Source organism: Pedococcus sp. P2_A3 (genome assembly GCF_056405035.1).
In genome coordinates, this window is the sequence record NZ_JBFUCW010000005.1 from 168,611 (window position 1) to 187,906 (window position 19,296).

Consider the following 19,296-nt stretch of genomic DNA (forward strand, 5'->3'; position numbering starts at 1 on the left):
ACGGACTCGTCGGCAGCGACGACCACCACCCAGCACCGCATTCAGGAGAGGCCCACCGTCGTGGCAGCACCGCAGAACTACCTGGCCGTCATCAAGGTCGTCGGCATCGGCGGTGGTGGCGTCAACGCCATCAACCGCATGATCGAGGTCGGCCTCAAGGGCGTCGAATTCATCGCCATCAACACCGACGCGCAGGCGCTGCTCATGAGTGACGCGGACGTCAAGCTCGACGTCGGCCGCGAGCTCACTCGCGGACTCGGTGCCGGCGCCGACCCCGAGGTCGGCAAGAAGGCGGCCGAGGACCACGCCGAGGAGATCGAGGAGGTCCTCAAGGGCGCCGACATGGTCTTCGTCACCGCCGGTGAGGGCGGTGGCACGGGCACCGGTGGTGCCCCCGTCGTCGCCAAGATCGCCAAGGGTCTGGGCGCCCTGACGATCGGCGTGGTGACCAGGCCGTTCACCTTCGAGGGGCGTCGCCGCGCCAACCAGGCCGAGACCGGCATCGCGAACCTGCGCGAGGAGGTCGACACCCTCATCGTCATCCCGAACGACCGGCTGCTGTCGATCAGCGACCGCACGGTGAGCATGCTCGACGCCTTCCGCTCGGCCGACCAGGTGCTGCTGTCCGGTGTCCAGGGCATCACCGACCTGATCACGACCCCCGGCCTGATCAACCTCGACTTCGCCGACGTGAAGTCGGTCATGCAGGGCGCCGGGTCGGCCCTCATGGGGATCGGCTCGTCACGCGGTGACGACCGGGCCGTCCAGGCCGCCGAGCTCGCCATCTCCAGCCCGCTCCTCGAGGCCAGCATCGACGGTGCCCACGGGGTGCTCCTCTCGATCCAGGGTGGCAGCGACCTCGGGCTCTTCGAGATCAACGAAGCGGCCCGGCTCGTGCAGGAAGCCGCTCACCCCGAAGCGAACATCATCTTCGGTGCGGTCATCGACGACGCCCTCGGGGACGAGGTGCGCGTGACCGTGATCGCTGCGGGCTTCGACGGCGGGGCTCCCCTCAAGCGCGAGAACGACCGGGCCATCGGCCAGATCCAGGCTTCCCAGCGGGGCGCCCAGGAGACGGCCGGCCAGTCCACCCCGGCTGCGTCGCCGCCGGCCCCCGCCGCGCCCGCGACGCCGGTGCCGCAGGCCGCCCCCCAGCAGACGGCCCCGGCCCGCGTGGTGGAGGACGGCCCGGTGTCCACGTCGCAGCCCACCGGGGTCGAGCCGGTGGCCGCGCGCGAGCCCGCCGGACGTCCGCCGCGGACGGTCACCTTCGACGAGGGTGACGACCTCGACGTGCCCGACTTCCTGAAGTAGGGGAGTGGTCGGACGGCCCGGCCGACTGAGCACTGCGACACCTCGGGTCGGGCCGACCCGCACGCACCACGGCGACACAGGGGCGCCGGACCGTACTGGTCCGGCGCCCCTGTCGTAGGTTGGGCCGGTGTTCTACTGGCGTCAGCAGACGGGTCGTGTGTCGTGGGCCTTCACCGACCGCCACGGCGGCACCAGCGCGGGTGACTTCGACTCGCTCAACCTGGGCGGGCTCGTGGGCGACGACGCCGCGGCGGTGCAGGACAACCGCGCGCGGGTGGCCCGCGCGGTAGGCGTGGAGCCCGACCACCTGCTCTTCATGCAGCAGTGCCACGGTGCCGAGGTGGTGGTCGTCGACCGCCCCTGGGACGCCGGTGGGCCGCCCCCGGCAGACGGACTCGTCACCGCGACGGCCGGACTGGCACTGGCTGCGCTCGTCGCCGACTGCACGCCGGTCCTGTTAGCCGATGTCGAGGCAGGGGTCGTCGGAGCGGTCCACGCGGGGCGCCCGGGGATGATGGGTGGGATCGTCGGCGTCGCGGTCGAGCGGATGCGCGAGCTCGGCGCCCGCGAGCTGAGCGCCGTCGTCGGGCCGTCGATCTGCGCCCGCTGCTACGAGGTGCCCGAGGAGCTGCGAGCAGCGGCCGCCGCGGTGGCACCCGAGGCCTCGGCGCGCTCGTGGTCAGGCACGCCAGCCATCGACGTGGCTGCGGGGGTGGTGGCACAGCTGGTGGCGAACAACGTTGCGGTGCAATGGGTTCCGGGGTGCGCGCGTGAGGATGAGAGCTTGTTCTCCTACCGTCGCGACGGCAGGACCGGACGGTATGCCGGTGTCGTCGTGGCCGGTGCGCCGTGAGCGCCGACGCGGGCCGGCGCGCTGAGCTGGAACGCAACCTCGCCCGGGTCCGCGGCCGCATCGAGGCAGCCTGCGAGGCGGCCGGGCGCGACCCTTCGGGGGTGTCGCTCATCGCGGTGACCAAGTTCTTCCCGGCCAGCGACGTGGACCTCCTCGCGGACCTCGGCGTCACCGCGATCGGGGAGAACCGCGACCAGGAAGCCTCGGTGAAGGTGGCCGAGCTGCACAGCCGAGGTGCGCTGGAGGTGCACTTCATCGGACAGCTCCAGACCAACAAGGCGAGCTCGGTCGTGTCGTATGCCGACGTCATCCAGTCGGTCCACCGGCCCAAGCTGGTCGCGGCCCTCGACCGCGCGGCGGCCTCGCAGGGGGTCAGGCCGGCCGTCCTCGTGCAGGTGTCACTCGACGAACCACCCGCCCGGGGCGGGGTCGAGCCCGCAGGTGCAGCAGCCCTCGCCGACCAGGTGGCCGGGTGCGAGCACCTCGAGCTCCGAGGGGTCATGGCCGTGGCCCCCCTGGGAGGCGATCCCGACGCTGCCTTCGCCCGGCTGGCAGAGGTGGCACGCGGCATACAGGAGACGCATCCGGAGGCGTCGTGGGTCTCGGCGGGGATGAGCGGTGACCTCGAGGCGGCCGTCGCCCGCGGTGCGACACACCTGCGTGTCGGGAGCGCAATCCTCGGTTCTCGCCAGTCACACCGGTAACTTCAGTCCCGACGAAGGTGACCTCGCGGACCGATGGTCGCTGCACGGGGAAACGCTGACAACGGTAGGCACGCAACCAAAGGGAGCTCGCACATGGCTGGGGCGCTGCGCAAGACGATGGTGTACCTCGGGCTCGCCGAGGACGACGAGCGCTACGACGGGTACGACGAGTACGAGTACGACGAGCCCACCCGGCAGGAGGCGCCGGCCGAGCGCTCGGCTGCCGTGACGCCGCTGCCGCAGCGCACCCCCGTGGCCCGGGTCGTCCGTGACGTCGAGGTGGGTGCGCTGAACCGCATCACCACCATCCACCCGCGCACCTACAACGAGGCCAAGAACATCGGCGAGAGCTTCCGCGACGGCACCCCCGTCATCATGAACCTCTCCGACATGGACGACTCCGACGCCAAGCGCCTGGTCGACTTCGCCGCCGGTCTGGTCTTCGGGCTGCACGGGCAGATCGAGCGAGTCACGTCCAAGGTCTTCCTGCTGTCGCCGGCCCACGTCGAGGTCTCGGCCGAGGAGGGTCCGGCGGCGCCCACGGCGGCCCGGGGCCTGTTCAACCAGAGCTGACCCGCACAGCACCCGCCCAGCCCGCCGTGACAGGGTGGCCCCATGCAGCTGCTGGGTGACAACATCATCGCGAGCGTCATCCGCTTCGCCGTGTTCCTCTTCTTCATCATCCTGCTCGGGCGACTCGTCCTCGACTGGGTGCAGGCCTTCGCCCGGGACTGGCGCCCCCGTGGCCCCCTGCTGGTCGTCGCCGAGGTCGTGTACACGATCACCGACCCGCCCCTCAAGGCGCTGCGCAAGGTCATCCCGCCGCTGACGCTGGGCACCCTGCGGCTCGACCTGGCGTTCCTCGTCCTCATGGTCGGCGTCTCACTTCTGACGGGCATCCTCTAGTCGGTGCCGCATCCTCTAGGCTGGCGCGAGACCCAGACTCTGGGATGCTTGACCCGCACTGCTCATGCCAGCCAACCGAGGTGACTACATGACGCTCACGCCTGAGGACGTCCTCAACAAGAACTTCACGCCGACGCAGTTCCGGCGTGGCTACGACGAGCGCGAGGTGGACGACTTCCTCGACGAGGTCGTGGCCGAGATGCGCCGCATCGTCAAGGAGGGCGACGACCTCCGCGACCAGCTCAACGAGTGCCGCCAGACCAAGGGCATGCCCACGGTGGCAAAGGCCGACCCGAACGCTGCGGCGACCAAGGCGGCAGACGCCAAGGCAGCCCAGGAGGCCGAGGCCAAGGCCAACCGCGAGGCCCAGGAGCGGCTCGCCGCCATCGCCGCCAAGGCCGAGGAGGCCGAGCGGGCTGCCCAGGAGCGCATCGCCGCGGCGGTCGCGAAGGCGGAGGAGGCCGAGAAGGTCGCGCAGGCGCGCGCCGAGGAGGCCGAGCAGGCGGCCCAGGGCCGGATCTCCGACACGGAGAAGGACGCGCAGGAGCGCGCCAAGGCCGTCGAGGCCCGGGCCAAGGAGGCCGAGGAGCGGGCCGCGGCAGCGGAGCAGCGCCTCGCCGAGGCCCAGCAGCAGGCCGAGGAGGTGCAGCGACAGGCCGAGGAGGCGCGTCAGCAGGCCGAGGAGGCCAAGCGGGTCAGCGCTGAACAGCTCGYGGCGGCGCAGGCCGCCCAGGAGCAGGCCCAGGCAGCTCAGGAGCAGGCGCAGGCAGCGGCCGCGCAGGCGTCGCAGCAGCAGTCGGCCCCGGCGGAGCAGGCGGCCCCCGTGGCCGTGGGTGCCGCGGCGGCCGGTGGTGCCAGTGCGGCGGCCCTGCTCGAGATGGCCCAGCGACTGCACGACGAGCACGTCGGCCAGGGTGAGTCCACCCGTGACCGGCTCATCGCCGAGGCGCAGGCCCGGCACGACGAGCTGGTCGGCGAGGGGCAGAACAAGCACGACGAGCTCCTGTCGGTCGGTCAGAACCGTCACGACGAGCTGCTGGCCACCGCGCAGAGCCGGCACGACCAGCTCGTCAGCGAGGCCACGACCAAGCACGAGCAGATGATCACCGAGGCGCGGGAGCGCTCGACGGGCATGGTCCACGAGGCGCAGCAGAAGAAGGCGCAGATCCTCGAGGAGCTGGCCCGGGAGCGCAACCTGCTCGAGAAGAAGATCGACGAGCTGCGCACCTTCGAGCGCGACTACCGCGCGCGGCTGAAGAACTACATCGAGGAGCAGCTCGCCGACCTCGAGCAGACCGAGGTCGAGCCCGCAGAGGCTGGCGACGACGAGTCGCAGGGCGAGGAGCAGCACTCCGACCAGCAGTAGTCCGGTCGGTCACTGGCAGCAGGGCCAGGAGGGCGTCCACCGCATCGCGGTGGGCGCCCTTCGCCGTCTGCGGGCGCCGTCGCTGCAACCGATTCGGTCCCTAGGGTGTTTTGCCGTTGAGTAGACAGCGTCCAGCGCTTATCCTCACCGCACCTGTGAGCGCTCGTCTGGGAGCGCCATGCGACCGAGGGGCCGGGCACACCATGGTTCAAAAGGCGAGAGCCGCAACGAAGTCTGCATCTGCGAGCAAGACTTCCAGCGCCACGAGGACCACCCCGGCGAAGAAGGCCGCGCCCGCGAAGAAGACCGCGCCCGCGAAGAAGACCGCCGCCAAGAAGGCGACCCCGGCGAAGACCGCACCCACGAAGAAGGCTGCGCCGGCGAAGAAGGCTGCGCCGGCGAAGAAGGCTGCGCCGGCCAAGAAGGCGACCCCGGCGAAGACCGCACCCGCGAAGAAGGCTGCACCCGCGAAGAAGGCTGCACCCGCGAAGAAGGCTGCGCCGGTGAAGAAGGCTGCGCCGGTGAAGAAGGCTGCGCCGGTGAAGAAGACCGCGCCCGCGAAGAAGACCGCACCCGCGAAGAAGGCTGCGCCGGTGAAGAAGGCTGCGCCGGCCAAGAAGGTTGCGCCGGCGAAGAAGACCTCGCCCGCCAAGGCGGCAGCGCCGGTCAAGAAGACGAGCGCGGCCACCAAGGCGGCCCCGCGGTCGCTGCGGGTCCGTGACGACGAGTCGCCCTGGACCGCCAAGGAGCTGCGCGAGATCCGGACCGAGATCGAGGCCGACGTCGCCCAACTGCGCCAGGAGATCACCGTCGCCGAGGCCGACCTGGTCGGCCTGATGCGTGACGCCGGTGACGGTGCCGGCGACGACCAGGCCGACGCCGGGGCCAAGACCTTCGAGCGCGAGCAGGAGATCTCGTTGGCCAACAATGCCCGCGAGATGCTCGACCAGAACCTCCACGCCCTCGAGCGGCTCGACGACGGGAGCTACGGGATCTGTGAGTCCTGCGGCAACCCGATCGGCAAACTTCGCCTTCAGGCCGCTCCTCGTGCGACCCTATGCATGACATGCAAGACGAAGCAGGAGCGCCGCTGACCGCGGCCGACGAGTCCCCCTCCACCCCTCAACCCCCCGCGAACCGCCGCGGTCTCTTCGGCCTCCTGGTCGGCTCGGCCGTCGTGGCCTACGCGCTCGACCAGGTGACGAAGGCCTGGGCCCAGTCCTCCCTCGAGTCCGGGTCACCCGTCAACCTCGTGGGCGAGTTCATCCGGCTCAACCTGATTCGCAACGCCGGGGCCGCCTTCTCCATCGGTGACAACGCCACCTGGGTGCTGACCCTGATCGCCTTCGCCGTGCTCGTGGTCATCATCCGCACGGCGCGCCGGATCGGCAGCCGTGGCTGGGCGTGGGCGCTGGGACTGCTGCTCGGTGGCTCGCTCGGCAACCTCACCGACCGCATGGTCCGTGAGCCGGGGCCGGGCCGCGGCCACGTCGTGGACTTCATCGACTACTTCGGCCTGTTCATCGGCAACGTCGCCGACATCGCCATCGTCGGCGCCGCCCTGTTGATCGGCCTGCTGGCCCTTCGCGGCATCGGCGTCGACGGCAGACAAACCCACCACGGACGACACGAGGCCGCACCATGAGCAACGCACCGACCACGGATGCCCGCACGCTGTTCGTGCCCGACGGTCTCGAGGGGGAGCGGGTCGATGCTGCCCTGGCGCGCCTGTTCGGGGTGTCGCGCACGAAGGCGGCCGACCTCGCCTCGGCGGGTGACGTGCAGGTCAACCACAAGCCGGCGGGCAAGTCCGACCGGGTCAGTGCCGGCGACCTCCTCGAGGTCGCGCTCCCGGCCAGCCAGGACAGCCCCACGCTGAAGGTGATCGCCGAGCCGGTACCGGGGATGACCATCATCCACGACGACGACGACCTCGTCGTGGTCGACAAGCCCGTCGGGGTCGCCGCACACCCGAGCGTCGGGTGGACCGGCCCCACCGTGGTGGGGGGCCTCGCGGCAGCCGGCTACCGCATCGCCACCAGCGGGGCGAGCGAGCGACAGGGGATCGTGTCGCGGCTCGACGTCGGCACCAGTGGCCTCATGGTGGTCGCGAAGTCGGAGTACGCCTACAGCGTCCTCAAGCAGGCCTTCCGCAGCCGCACCGTCGACAAGAAGTACCACGCGCTCGTGCAGGGCCTGCCCGACCCGGTCGTGGGAACGATCGACGCCCCGATCGGCCGGCACCCCAACCACGACTACAAGTTCGCCGTCATGGAGAAGGGCAAGCCGAGCGTCACCCACTACGAGGTGATCGAGGCCTTCCGGGCCGCCTCCCTGCTCGACATCCACCTCGAGACCGGCCGCACCCACCAGATCAGGGTGCACTTCTCAGCCCTGCACCACCCGTGCGCGGGCGACCTGACCTACGGCGCCGACCCGAAGCTGGCCGCCCGGCTGGGTCTGGAGCGCCAGTGGCTGCACGCCGTGGGCCTGGGTTTCGAGCACCCCGGCACCGGTAAGCACGTCACCTTCGAGAGCCCTTACCCGCCCGACCTCGCGCAGGCGCTCGACCGCCTCTGAGTCTCCCCCCGGGGCGGTGGGGTATGCCGCGTGCTGGCCACGCGGCATACCACGCGCCTCATCCGTCACAGTCAGGCGCGTCCCTTAGGTCTCGTCAGACCCCCGACCTAAGATCGCTTCTGATGTCCCCCCAGATCGCCTCCGGCAYCTCCAGCAGCGACTCGTTCGTCCACCTCCACGTGCACACCGAGTACTCCATGCTCGACGGGGCGGCACGGATCGGCGACCTGTTCACCAAGGCTGCCGAGATGGGGATGCCAGCGCTCGCGACGACCGACCACGGCTACGTCTTCGGTGCCTACGAGTTCTGGAAGAAGGCACAGGGCACCGGGGTCAAGCCGATCATCGGGGTCGAGGCCTACGTCACGCCGGGCACCCACCGCACCGACAAGACGAGGGTCAAGTGGGGTGAGGACCACCAGTCCGGCGACGACGTCTCCGGGTCCGGCGCCTACACCCACATGACCCTGCTGGCCCGCAACAACAACGGCCTGCACAACCTGTTCCGGCTCGACTCGCAGGCCAGCCTCGACCAGGTCTACGCCAAGTGGCCGCGGATCGACCGCGAGCTGCTCGGCCAGTACGGCCAGGGGCTCATCGCGACCACCGGCTGCCCCTCCGGGGAGGTGCAGACCCGGCTGCGGCTGGGCCAGTACCGCGAGGCGCTGCAGGCGGCCTCCGACTTCCGCGACATCTTCGGCAAGGACTACTACTTCGCCGAGCTGATGGACCACGGCCTCGACATCGAGCGACGCGTCCAGAAGGACCTGCTGCGGCTGGCCCGCGAGCTGGGGCTGCCGCTGGTGGCGACCAACGACCTCCACTACACGACGCGGGAGGACGCCAAGGCTCACTCGGCCCTGCTGTGCGTGCAGTCCGGCTCGACCCTGATGGACCCCAACCGGTTCAAGTTCGACGCCGACGACTTCTACCTCAAGAGCCCGGCCGAGATGCGCCACACGTGGCGCGAGCTCCCCGAGGCGTGTGACAACACCCTCCTCATCGCGGAGATGTGCGACATCTCCTTCACCGAGGGTGAGGGCCGCTACATGCCGCGGTTCCCCTGCCCACCGGGGGAGAACGAGGAGTCGTGGTTCATCAAGGAGGTCCAGAAGGGCCTCACCGAACGCTTCCCCGGGGGGGTGCCCGACTACGCGACCAAGCAGGCGCAGTTCGAGACCGACGTCATCGTCTCCAAGGGCTACGCCGGCTACTTCCTCGTCGTCGCCGACTTCATCAACTGGGCCAAGGAGAACGGCATCCGGGTCGGTCCCGGTCGTGGGTCGGGCGCGGGGTCGATGTGCGCCTACGCCATGAAGATCACCGACCTCGACCCGATCCCGCACGGCCTGATCTTCGAGCGGTTCCTCAACCCCGAGCGCATGTCGATGCCCGACTTCGACGTCGACTTCGACGAGCGCCGGCGCGGTGAGGTCATCAAGTACGTCACCGACAAGTACGGCGCCGACCGGGTCGCGCAGATCGTCACCTACGGCACCATCAAGGCCAAGCAGGCCGTCAAGGACGCCGCCCGCGTCATGGGCCACCCGTTCGTCGTGGGGGAGCAGCTCACCAAGGCGATGCCCCCGGACGTCATGGGCAAGGGCGTGCCGCTGGCCGAGATCTACAACAAGGAGCACAAGCGCTACAACGAGGGTGGCGACTTCCGCGCCCTGGTGGAGACGGAGCCGCACTTCAAGGAGATCGTCGACACCGCCCTCGGGCTCGAGGGGCTCAAGCGCCAGTGGGGGGTGCACGCGGCTGGGGTGATCATGTCCAGCGAGCCGCTCATCGACGTCATCCCGATCATGCGGCGGCTGCAGGACGGCCAGGTCATCACCCAGTTCGACTACCCGAGCTGCGAGTCGCTCGGCCTGGTCAAGATGGACTTCCTGGGCCTGCGCAACCTCACCATCCTCGACGACGCCATCGACAACGTGAAGGCCAACCGCGGCGAGGACATCGACCTCGACGCACTGTCCAAGGACATGACCGACAAGGCGACCTTCGAGCTGCTGTCGCGGGGCGACACCCTGGGCGTCTTCCAGCTCGACGGCGGTGGCATGCGCACGCTGCTCAAGCTGATGCAGCCCGACAACTTCGAGGACATCTCCGCGGCCCTCGCGCTCTACCGACCGGGCCCGATGGGTGTCAACGCCCACACCAACTTCGCCCTGCGCAAGAACGGCAAGCAGGAGCTGACGCCGCTCGACCCCCAGCTGGCCGGCAAGCTCCAGCAGGAGATGGTCGACGCGCTCCTGCCGATCCTCGGCACCACCTACGGCCTGGTGATCTACCAGGAGCAGGTCATGGAGATCGCCCAGAAGCTGGCTGGCTACACCCTCGGCAACGCCGACCTGCTGCGCCGCGCGATGGGCAAGAAGAAGAAGGAGGTCCTCGACGCCGAGTACGTCCCCTTCTCCGAGGGGATGAAGGCCAAGGGCTTCAACGAGGCGTCGATCGCGGCCCTGTGGGGCGTGCTCGTCCCGTTCTCCGACTACGCCTTCAACAAGGCCCACACGGCCGCCTACGGCCTGGTGTCCTACTGGACCGGCTACCTCAAGGCCAACTACCCGGCCGAGTACATGGCCGCCCTGCTGACCAGCGTCGGTGACGACAAGGACAAGTCGGCCCTCTACCTCGGCGAGTGCCGTCGCATGGGCATCAAGGTGCTTCCCCCCGACGTCAACGACTCGGTCGCCCGGTTCGCGGCGGTCGGCACCGACATCCGGTTCGGGATGCAGGCGATCCGCAACGTCGGGCACAACGTGGTCGAGGCGATCGTGGCCGCCCGCGAGGAGAAGGGTCGCTTCACCTCCTTCAAGGACTTCCTGTCCAAGTGCCCCGCCGTGGTCTGCAACAAGCGCACCATCGAGTCGCTCATCAAGGCGGGGGCGTTCGACGGCCTGCAGGAGTCKCGCCAGGGGCTCTACCGCGTGCACGAGGACTTCGTCGACAACTTCGTCGACATCAAGCGGCAGGAGGCGATCGGCCAGGACTCCTTGTTCGGCTCGTTCGGCGACGACACCGCCGGCGAGTCGGTCGACTTCTCGGTGCTGCCGACCATCCCCGGCGTCGAGTGGGACAAGAAGACGCTGTTGCAGTTCGAGCGCGAGATGCTCGGCCTCTACGTCTCCGACCACCCGCTGTTCGGCATCGAGCACGTGCTCAGCTCGCACGCCGACACCTCGATCGCCAGCCTGATGGGAGAAGACGGCAAGCCGGAGGGGGCCAACGTCACGATCGCGGGGCTGATCACCGGGCTCCAGGTCAAGCGCACCAAGAAGGGCGACCTCTGGGCGATCGTCACGGTGGAGGACCTCGAGGGCGCGATCGAGTGCCTGTTCTTCCCCAGTGCCTACCTCACCGTCCAGCACGCGCTGACCCACGACGCCGTCGTGGTGGTGAAGGGACGGGTCAACCGTCGCGACGACACCCCCACGATCTTCGCCTCCGACCTGACCCTGCCCGACATCTCCGAGGGCCCGCGCGGGCCGGTCGTCGTCACGATCGACACCAACCGCGCCACCCAGACCAAGGTCGAGGAGCTCAAGTCGGTGCTGTCGTCCCACCCCGGGTCCACCGAGGTGCACGTGCGGCTGAGCCAGCCGGGTCGGTCGGTGCTGATGAAGCTCGAGGACTCCTACCGGGTCAACGCCACCGAGGCGCTGTTCGGAGACCTCAAGGTGATCCTCGGCCCACGCTGCCTCGCGGGCTGACCCACCACGTAGGGTGCGAGCGTGACCACGCCTGAGGCAGCCCTGCCCACCCCACCACGCGCTGAGCGGCGCGAGAGCACGCGGGAACACCACGGAGACGTCGTCGTCGACCACTTCGAGTGGCTGCGCGACAAGGAGGACCCCGCGGTCCTCGCCCACCTCGAAGCCGAGAACGCCTACGCCGAGGCCGTGACGGCCGACCTCCAGCCGCTGCGCGACGCGATCTTCGAGGAGATCCGGTCGCGGACCCAGGAGACCGACCTCTCGGTCCCCGTGGCGAGCGGCCCGTGGTGGTACTACTCCCGCAGCTTCGAGGGAGCGCAGTACTCGGTCGAGTGCCGCACGCCCCGGGTCGCCGGGGCGCCGCGGCCCATGCCGGCCCCGGACGTCGTGGTCGAGGGTGAGCAGGTGCTGCTCGACGCGAACGAGGAGGCCAAGGACCACGAGTTCTTCGCGCTCGGTGCCCTGACCGTCAGCCCCGACCACCAGCTGCTCGCGTATGCCGTGGACACCGAGGGCGACGAGCGTTTCTCCTTGCGGGTCAAGGACCTTCGCACCGGCGAGGTCATCGACACCGCGGTCGACCGGGTGGGCTACGGCTGTGTGTTCTCCTACGACGGCAGGTACGTCTTCTACACGCGGGTGGACGAGACCTGGCGCCCCCACCAGGTCTGGCGGCACGAGGTCGGCTCCTCCGTGGCGGACGACGTGCTCGTCCACCAGGAGGACGACGAGCGCTTCTGGATGGGCGTCGGGTCCTCGCGGGACGACCGGTGGGTCATGATCGGCCTCGGGTCCAAGACCACGTCGGAGGTCCGGATCCTCGACGCCACCGACCCCACCGGCGAGTTCCGCGTCGTGGCCCCGCGCCGCGAGGGGGTCGAGTACGACGTGGAGCCCGCCGGCGACCGCCTCCTAATCGTGCACAACGCCGACTCCCTCGACTCCGACCTCGCCTGGGCTCCGATCGACGCGACGTCCGCTGACCAGTGGCAGACGCTGATGCGGTCGCAGCCGGGGGAGCGGTTCCAGGGCATCGACGCGTTCGACGAGGTCGCCGTCCTCTCCCTGCGCCGCGACGGGCTCACCGCGCTCCGGGTCCTGGACCGCGACCCGGCTCAGTCGTCGGGGTTCGGCGGCCACCACGACCTCGAGTTCGACGAGCCGGTCTACTCCGTCGGCCTCGGCGACAACCCCGAGAGTGCCACGACCCGCCTCCAGGTCGTCTTCGAGTCGATGGTGACGCCCAAGACGGTCTTCGACTACGACGTGGCCACCCGCGAGTTCGAGCTGCTCAAGCGCCAACCGGTGCTCGGCGGCTACGACCCTTCGCAGTACGAGCAGCGCCGCGAGTGGACTACCGCGGCCGACGGCACCCGCGTCCCGCTGTCGCTGGTGTTCCCCGCGGGGTCGCAACCGGACGGCAGCCACCCAGGCCTGCTCGCGGCCTACGGCTCGTACGAGATCTCCTCCGACCCCTACTTCTCGGTGGCCAGGCTCTCGCTGCTGGAGCGGGGTTTCGTCTACGCCATCGCCCACGTCCGTGGTGGCGGCGAGCTGGGTCGGTCGTGGTACGACCAGGGCAAGCTCACGGCCAAGCAGAACACCTTCACCGACTTCGTCACCTGCGCCGAGCACCTCGTCGACAGCGGCTGGGTCGCGCCGGATCGCCTTGTGGCGGAAGGTGGTTCGGCTGGCGGCCTGCTCATCGGAGCAGCCGTCAACCTTGCCCCGGAGCGGTTCCGCGCGGTCCACGCAGCGGTGCCCTTCGTCGACGCGCTCACCACCATCCTCGACCCGACGCTTCCCCTGACGGTGGTGGAGTGGGAGGAGTGGGGCAACCCGCTGGCCGACCCCGAGGTCTACGCCTACATGAAGTCCTACTCGCCCTACGAGAACCTGCGCGACGCGGCATACCCGGCCGTGCTGGCCACGACGTCACTCAACGACACCCGGGTGTTCTTCACCGAGCCGGCCAAATGGGTCGCGCGGCTGCGCGAGCACACGACGAGCGACCCGATGACGCGGCCCGTGCTGCTGCGCACCGAGATGGTCGCGGGACACGGCGGCAAGAGCGGACGCTACGACTCGTGGCGCCAGGTGGCCTGGGAGTGGGCGTTCCTCATCGACCAGGTGGAGGCCGCGGCCAAGATCTCTCGCGATTGAGTGGCGTATGACCGTGTCGCACCAAGGGTCTGGGCCATACCCTTTCGGATAGAGCGACCCGCTTTGGAGCCAGGAGCGGGGACAGAGGCGGGCGGAAGAGGCGGACTGCGTGGGTGAGGGCCGAACGCGAGAGGCACGGCGCCTCGCTGCGCACAGCGACTGGTCGGCCACGCCGCTCGGTCCACGGTCGCAGTGGCCGCCCCAGCTCGAGGCCGCCTGGGAGATGGCGCTCGAGTGCCCGCTGCCGGTGGCGCTCCTGTGCGGCGCCGACCTCACGATGCTCTACAACGACGCGTTCCGGGAGCTGCTCGGCACCAAGCACCCCTCGGCCTTCGGCCAGTCCGCCCGCAAGGTCCTCGCCGAGGTCTGGGCCGACCCGAAGGTGGGGCCACTGCTCGAGCGGGCCTTCACGGACGCCGAGTCGTTCCTCGACGAGGGCGTCGAGCTCCGCCTCGACCGTGGGCGTGGTGCCGGAGGGCGCCCGGGCGTCGGAACCCTCGGCTCCTCAGGCCTGGGCGCCGCGGACGGCAGTGACGTCGGGTACTACCTGAGGAGCGGCTCACCCGTCCTGGGCCCCGACGGCGAGGTCCTCGCGGTGCTGCACGTCGTCGTCGAGACCACGAGCGCCATCGGTCGCGCCCGAGCCGTCGCCAGGCTCGCCGCCATGCTGGCCGTTGCCGTCACGGTCGACGACGTCTGCAAGGTGGTCCTGCGACAGGCGATGGTGGCCTTCGACGGGCTGTCGGTCTCGATCTGCCTGCCCTCGCCCTCTCCCTCGGCGTGGCGGATGGCGCGGCGGCACCGCATCGAGCAGCTCTCGCCGGACGAGGAGCGCCTGCCCCTCATCTGGTCCGAGCTGGGTGAGGACATGGCCTCGCTCATCGCCCAGGCCATCGCCCGGCGCGAGCCGTACGTGTCCGACAACGGCGAGATCGTGGCCGTCCCCTTTCGGACGGGTGGCAGCCAGGCCGCCCTCGTCATCCAGCGCGAGGCGTCGCCCGTGCCGCACGACGTGGTCGCGGTGCTCGCGCCGTTCCGCGACCTGGTGGGTGACGCGCTGGGCCGGGCCGTGGTCTACGACGCCGAGCGCACCACTGCCGAGCTGCTCCAGCGCACCTTGCTGCCCCCGAACCTCCCGCAGTCCGACGCGATCAGCATCGCCGCCCGCTACGAGCCCGTCTCGGAGGGCACGGTGGCCGGGGGAGACTTCTACGACTCGTTCTTCCTGCCCGACGGGCGGCTGGCCATCGTCATCGGTGACGTCGTGGGCCGCGGGGTCATGGCCGCGACCGTGATGGGGCAGGTGCGGGCTGCGGTGCGCGGAGCCGCCCTGACCGACAGCGACCCGGCCTCGGTCATGGCCGCCCTCGACCGCGTCGTGTGGGACCTCGACGCGCTGTGGCCGGCGTCCATGCCGCTGGGCAGCCCGCGCGCCAGGCCGGGCATGGCGTTCGGCGGGGAGCTCTTCGTGACGATGCTCTACGGCGCCGTCGACCCCGCCACGGGGGAGGTGGTGCTTGCCAGCGCAGGACACCCGCTACCGGCGCTGCTGTTCGGCAGGGCCTCGCGCCAGGACGGCCGGCCGCGGGGGATGCTGGTCGAGATGCCGGTCGGCCCCCCGCTGGGGATCGAGGGCGTGCGCCCGGCCCACCACCTGACGCTGGGGGTGGGCGACATGCTGGTGGGGTTCACCGACGGCCTGCTCGAACGGCGGGGGGAGGCGTTCGACGAGGGCGAGGCGCGGCTCCTCGCGGTGCTCGCCGACCTCCCGCCGGGCAGCCCCCGCAGCGTGGCCCACCACATCATGGACGCGATGGTGGAGGAGTCCGGACAGGAGGACGACTGCGCCGTCATCGCGGTCGGCCGGTCACCGGAGGGCCACCGCCGGGCCGCGATCGTGGTGCCCCCGATGCCCGAGTCGGTGCGGGCGGCCCGAGACTGGGCTCGCGAGCAGCTGAGCGACTGGAAGGTGGGCGGCGGTGACGAGCACACCATCGTGACCGGTATCTCGGAGCTCATCACCAACGCGGTCCTCCACGCCGGCACCGAGTCGCACCTCACCATGGACCTCGACACCGGGATCGTGGCCGTGACGGTCGCCGACAGCGGCAACCGCGGGGAACCCCTGCTCACCGGCGCCGACACCATGGCGGTCCGGGGGCGTGGCCTGTCCCTCGTCAAGGCCATCGCCGACGCCTTCGGCGCGCACCGCACCTCGGCGGGCACCACGGTGTGGTTCGAGGTCGCGGTCGAGCTCGTGGAGGCCGGGGCATCGACTGGGGGATGGACGACCTGAGCGGCGGGCCGGGACGGCCCGTCCCCGCCACGAAACCGGGCCGTGCCCGACTCCGCCCGGTTTCGTCCGGACTGTCCGGTCAGCCGTTCGGCCAGTGCTCGCTGACCAACGAATGAGATGTCCTGCTGCGGCGCGCCACCACCACCTCGCGTCCGGCATCGTTCATGCTGCGCGTCAGAAGACGGCAAGGTCGCCGATCGGCTCCACCCGGTCGGCCTGGGCACAGAAGGGCCGGATGGCTATGTGGCAGCAGCTGCTCGATCGCTTCATCCCCCTCATGGATGGCGACGCCTCCGCTCTCGACCAGCGTGACGGTGTGGGTGCTTCGTACGCCCCCGTCACCGCCCACGCCCGCACCGCCGACGTGTCGCCCTCCGCAGGCCGCCTGCGCGCCTCCTTCGAGGGTTCGGCCAGCCCGCTGCCGTCCTGATCGGGGGCACTCGACCGGCCTGCCCGGCTGACTTGCCTTCCCACCACCCGCGCTGCGTGGTCGGCTCCTGGAGGCACTAGCGTGGGCGGGGCAGCGCCACGCACCGGTCGGTGGTGCACCTCGGAACGGGGAAGCTCGTGGCTCGTCCGCTGATCGCGACCAAGCTCTACGTCCCCCGGCCACGACAGGGGCTGGTGGCTCGGCCGAGGCTCGACGACATCCTGCGTGCCGGGGAGCAGGTGCGACTGACGCTCGTGTCGGCACCAGCGGGCTTCGGGAAGACGACCTTGTTGTCCGAGTGGGCGCAGCGAGCGGCAGCCCGAGGGCAAGCAGTCGCCTGGGTCTCGCTCGACCCGTCCGACAACGAGGCCGCGTCGTTCTGGACCTACGTGCTTTCAGGGTTGCAGCGTGCCGTGCCCGGCCTCGACCCCGGCGCGGCGGAGCGCATCGAGGCGCCGGGCATCTCCGCCGAGGGACTGCTGACCCCGCTGGTGAACGGCCTGGGCACCACTCCCGGCGAGGTCTGGCTCGTCCTCGACGACTACCACGTGATCGTCGACCCCGACGTCCGCAGGGCGATGACGTTCTTCCTCGAGCACCTGCCGGCCAACGTCCACGTCCTCGTCAGCACGCGTGCCGACCCTGACCTGCCCCTGCCGCGGTGGCGGGTGCGTCGCGAGCTCGTCGAGGTCCGCGCCTCCGACCTGCGCTTCACCCTCGAGGAGGCGGGCACCTACCTGAACGCCTCGGCCGGCCTCGATCTCGACGCCACCGATGTCGCCTCCCTCGAACAGCGCACCGAGGGGTGGATCGCCGCGCTGCAGCTCGCGGCCGTGTCCATGCGGGGCCGTGCCGACTCGCGGGGCTTCATCTCCCGGTTCGCCGGGACGGACCGGTATGTCGTCGACTACCTGGTGGAGGAGGTACTCGCCCACCAGCCCGAGCAGGTCCGCGACTTCGTGCTGCGGACCGCCGTGGTGGACCGGCTCTGCGGGCCGCTCTGCGACGCACTCACCGGTGGCGGCGACGGAGAGCAGGTCCTCGAGGCCCTCGAGCGCGCCAACCTCTTCCTCGTGCCCCTCGATGACGAGCGCCGGTGGTACCGCTACCACCACCTGTTCGCCGACGTGCTGAGGGCGCACCTGCAGGCCCAACAGCCAGACCTGATGCCGCTGCTCCATGGGCGCGCGAGCCTCTGGTACGAGCAGCACGACCTCACCGACGAGGCAGTCAGGCACGCCCTCGACGCCGGGGACGTGGACCGCGCGGCATACCTCATCGAGCTGGCGGTGCCGGAGATCCGCCGGCACCGGCGGGAGGCCCAGCTGCTCGGATGGCTGAAGGAGCTCCCCGACGCGGTGGTCCGGCGCAGCCCCGTGCTCAGTGTGTTCTACGGGTACCTCCTGATGGTCAACGGTGACGTCGAGGCGGTCGAAGAGCGTTTCGACGACGCGGAGCGGGCGCTGGCTGCCGGCCCCGATGCCTCCCTCCGGTGGGCTGACACGGACGACCTGCGCACCCTGCCGGCCACGATCGCGGTCCACCGGGCGGCTATCGCGCAGGCCCGCGGTGACGTCGCGGGCACGATCGCCCAGGCCCGCCGTGCCCTCGAGCTGGCCGGCCCGCACGACCACCTCGCGCGGGGTGGCGCGGCGGGCTTCCTCGGCCTGGCGGCCTGGGCCCACGGCGATGTGCGGACGGCTTTCGACACCTTCACCGAGGCGGTGGCGAGCCTCCATGCCGCCGGCAACCTGGTCGACGAGCTCACCAGCACCGTCGTGCTCGCCGACCTGCTCATCGCGGCCGGTCGGTCGAGCGAGGCCCGTCGGCTCTACGAGCGGTCGTTGGACGTCGCCGAGGCAGCAGGGGAACCTCTCGCGCGGGCCGCCGCCACCCTCCACGTGGGGCTGGGCGAGATGGACCGTGACGCCGGCGACCTCTCTGCCGCGCGCCAGCACCTCGACGCCGCAACCGCGCTGGCCGAACGCGCGCCGATGACCGAGAGCCTGCACCGGTGGTTCGTGGCCAGGGGTCGCCTGGCCGCGGCCCACGGCGACTGGCCCGAAGCGGTCGACCTGCTGACCAGGGCCGAGGAGAGCTACCGGCCCGGGTTCTTCCCGGACGTCCGCCCCATCACCTCGATCAGGGCCCGGGTGTGGATCTCCGCCGGCGACCTCGCGCGGGTTGCCGGCTGGGTGGCGGAGCGGGGGGTGACGACCGAGGACGAGGCTGACTACCTGCGCGAGTTCGACCACCTGACGTTGGTGCGGTCCGTGATCGCGCGCCACCGGACCCACCCCGACGAACCTGCACTGGAGCGGGCCCTGGGCCTCCTCGGCCGGGTGGAGGAGGACGCCCGGGGGTTCGGGCGCCAGGGCAGCCTGCTCGAGGTCACCGTGCTCACGGCGCTGGTCGAGGACGCACTCGGCGACCAGGACCGTGCCGTCCGCCTCCTCGCCGGGGCCCTGACCGAGCTGGTCGACCCGGCCGATCCGGAGTCCTCCCTGCGCCTCTTCCTCGACGAGGGCGCCCCGACGGTGGAGCTGTTGCGCGCCATCCAGCACCCGGCTGCCGCCGCCGATCGCGCGCGTCGGCTGCTCAGCCGCGGGGGAGTCCTGGACGGCGGCGCCACCGAGCGAGGGCCGGTGCGTCCGTCGAGCCCCGTGGTGAGTGACCGCGAGCTCCAGGTGCTACGACTGCTCGACAGCGAGCTGACCGGGCCGGACATCGCACGGGAGCTCTTCGTCTCGCACAACACGCTGCGCACCCACACCAAGCACATCTTCACCAAGCTCGACGTCACCAGCCGTCGGGCGGCCGTCCGTCGCGCACGCGAGCTGGGTCTCCTCTAGGGGGGCCGGTCGATCGGGCGTGGGCGGTCGGGGCCGAGATCACCCCACGGCTCACATCGTTGGGTGACGCGAGCTCATCCTCGCCGCTCCTACCTTCAGGTCATCCCCAC

Annotated in this window: 15 protein-coding genes; 14 read left to right on the forward strand and 1 reads right to left on the reverse strand. The window is 70.6% G+C overall.

From position 1 onward, the window contains the following. Positions 1 to 60: 60 nt before the first annotated feature. From ftsZ to AC1DX8_RS06150, 6 genes are all read left to right on the forward strand, one after another. Entirely contained in the window at positions 61 to 1,314 is a 1,254-nt protein-coding gene (ftsZ, locus tag AC1DX8_RS06125) for a cell division protein FtsZ (protein ID WP_477629026.1), read from the forward strand. A 127-nt stretch (positions 1,315 to 1,441) separates the two neighbouring features. Beyond that, entirely contained in the window at positions 1,442 to 2,167 is a 726-nt protein-coding gene (gene pgeF, locus AC1DX8_RS06130; protein ID WP_477629027.1) for a peptidoglycan editing factor PgeF, read from the forward strand. Next, positions 2,164 to 2,871: a YggS family pyridoxal phosphate-dependent enzyme gene (locus AC1DX8_RS06135; protein ID WP_477629028.1), complete on the forward strand. Its 708-nt coding sequence runs from the start codon at positions 2,164 to 2,166 to the stop codon at positions 2,869 to 2,871. Before pgeF ends, AC1DX8_RS06135 begins: the two co-directional genes overlap by 4 nt. 93 nt (positions 2,872 to 2,964) lie before the next feature. After that, positions 2,965 to 3,444, forward strand: a complete 480-nt coding sequence (locus AC1DX8_RS06140; RefSeq protein WP_477629029.1) for a cell division protein SepF — start codon at positions 2,965 to 2,967, stop codon at positions 3,442 to 3,444. Positions 3,445 to 3,486: 42 nt separating this feature from the next. Next, complete coding sequence (locus AC1DX8_RS06145; RefSeq protein ID WP_477629030.1) at positions 3,487 to 3,777, forward strand: YggT family protein; 291 nt, start codon at positions 3,487 to 3,489, stop codon at positions 3,775 to 3,777. Between the two features lie 88 nt (positions 3,778 to 3,865). Further along, positions 3,866 to 5,143, forward strand: coding sequence for a DivIVA domain-containing protein (locus AC1DX8_RS06150; protein ID WP_477629031.1), 1,278 nt, complete (start codon positions 3,866 to 3,868; stop codon positions 5,141 to 5,143). Between the two features lie 208 nt (positions 5,144 to 5,351). On the opposite strand, the gene AC1DX8_RS06155 is transcribed toward AC1DX8_RS06150, so the two are convergent. After that, positions 5,352 to 5,759 (reverse strand): hypothetical protein, encoded by a 408-nt coding sequence (locus AC1DX8_RS06155; protein ID WP_477629032.1) that lies wholly within the window; start codon positions 5,757 to 5,759, stop codon positions 5,352 to 5,354. On the opposite strand from AC1DX8_RS06155, the gene AC1DX8_RS06160 reads away from it, so the two are divergent. From AC1DX8_RS06160 to AC1DX8_RS06195, 8 genes are all read left to right on the forward strand, one after another. Further along, positions 5,737 to 6,237: a TraR/DksA family transcriptional regulator gene (locus AC1DX8_RS06160; RefSeq protein ID WP_477629033.1), complete on the forward strand. Its 501-nt coding sequence runs from the start codon at positions 5,737 to 5,739 to the stop codon at positions 6,235 to 6,237. The two genes, AC1DX8_RS06155 and AC1DX8_RS06160, sit on opposite strands and share 23 nt — an antisense overlap. Further along, on the forward strand, positions 6,210 to 6,788 hold the full coding sequence (locus tag AC1DX8_RS06165; RefSeq protein ID WP_477629034.1) for a signal peptidase II: 579 nt from the start codon (positions 6,210 to 6,212) through the stop codon (positions 6,786 to 6,788). Before AC1DX8_RS06160 ends, AC1DX8_RS06165 begins: the two co-directional genes overlap by 28 nt. Beyond that, positions 6,785 to 7,723, forward strand: coding sequence for an RluA family pseudouridine synthase (locus AC1DX8_RS06170; protein WP_477629035.1), 939 nt, complete (start codon positions 6,785 to 6,787; stop codon positions 7,721 to 7,723). Before AC1DX8_RS06165 ends, AC1DX8_RS06170 begins: the two co-directional genes overlap by 4 nt. 122 nt (positions 7,724 to 7,845) lie before the next feature. After that, positions 7,846 to 11,442, forward strand: a complete 3,597-nt coding sequence (gene dnaE / locus AC1DX8_RS06175; RefSeq protein WP_477629036.1) for a DNA polymerase III subunit alpha — start codon at positions 7,846 to 7,848, stop codon at positions 11,440 to 11,442. Positions 11,443 to 11,463: 21 nt separating this feature from the next. Next, positions 11,464 to 13,608 carry a S9 family peptidase gene (locus tag AC1DX8_RS06180; protein WP_477629037.1) on the forward strand — a complete coding sequence of 715 codons (2,145 nt, stop codon included), beginning with the start codon at positions 11,464 to 11,466 and terminating at the stop codon, positions 13,606 to 13,608. 109 nt (positions 13,609 to 13,717) lie between these two features. Beyond that, positions 13,718 to 15,904, forward strand: a complete 2,187-nt coding sequence (locus tag AC1DX8_RS06185) for an ATP-binding SpoIIE family protein phosphatase (RefSeq protein WP_477629038.1) — start codon at positions 13,718 to 13,720, stop codon at positions 15,902 to 15,904. A 235-nt stretch (positions 15,905 to 16,139) separates the two neighbouring features. Beyond that, positions 16,140 to 16,334, forward strand: a complete 195-nt coding sequence (locus AC1DX8_RS06190) for a hypothetical protein (protein ID WP_477629039.1) — start codon at positions 16,140 to 16,142, stop codon at positions 16,332 to 16,334. A gap of 137 nt (positions 16,335 to 16,471) precedes the next feature. After that, complete coding sequence (locus AC1DX8_RS06195; protein ID WP_477629040.1) at positions 16,472 to 19,186, forward strand: winged helix-turn-helix domain-containing protein; 2,715 nt, start codon at positions 16,472 to 16,474, stop codon at positions 19,184 to 19,186. Positions 19,187 to 19,296: the final 110 nt, after the last annotated feature.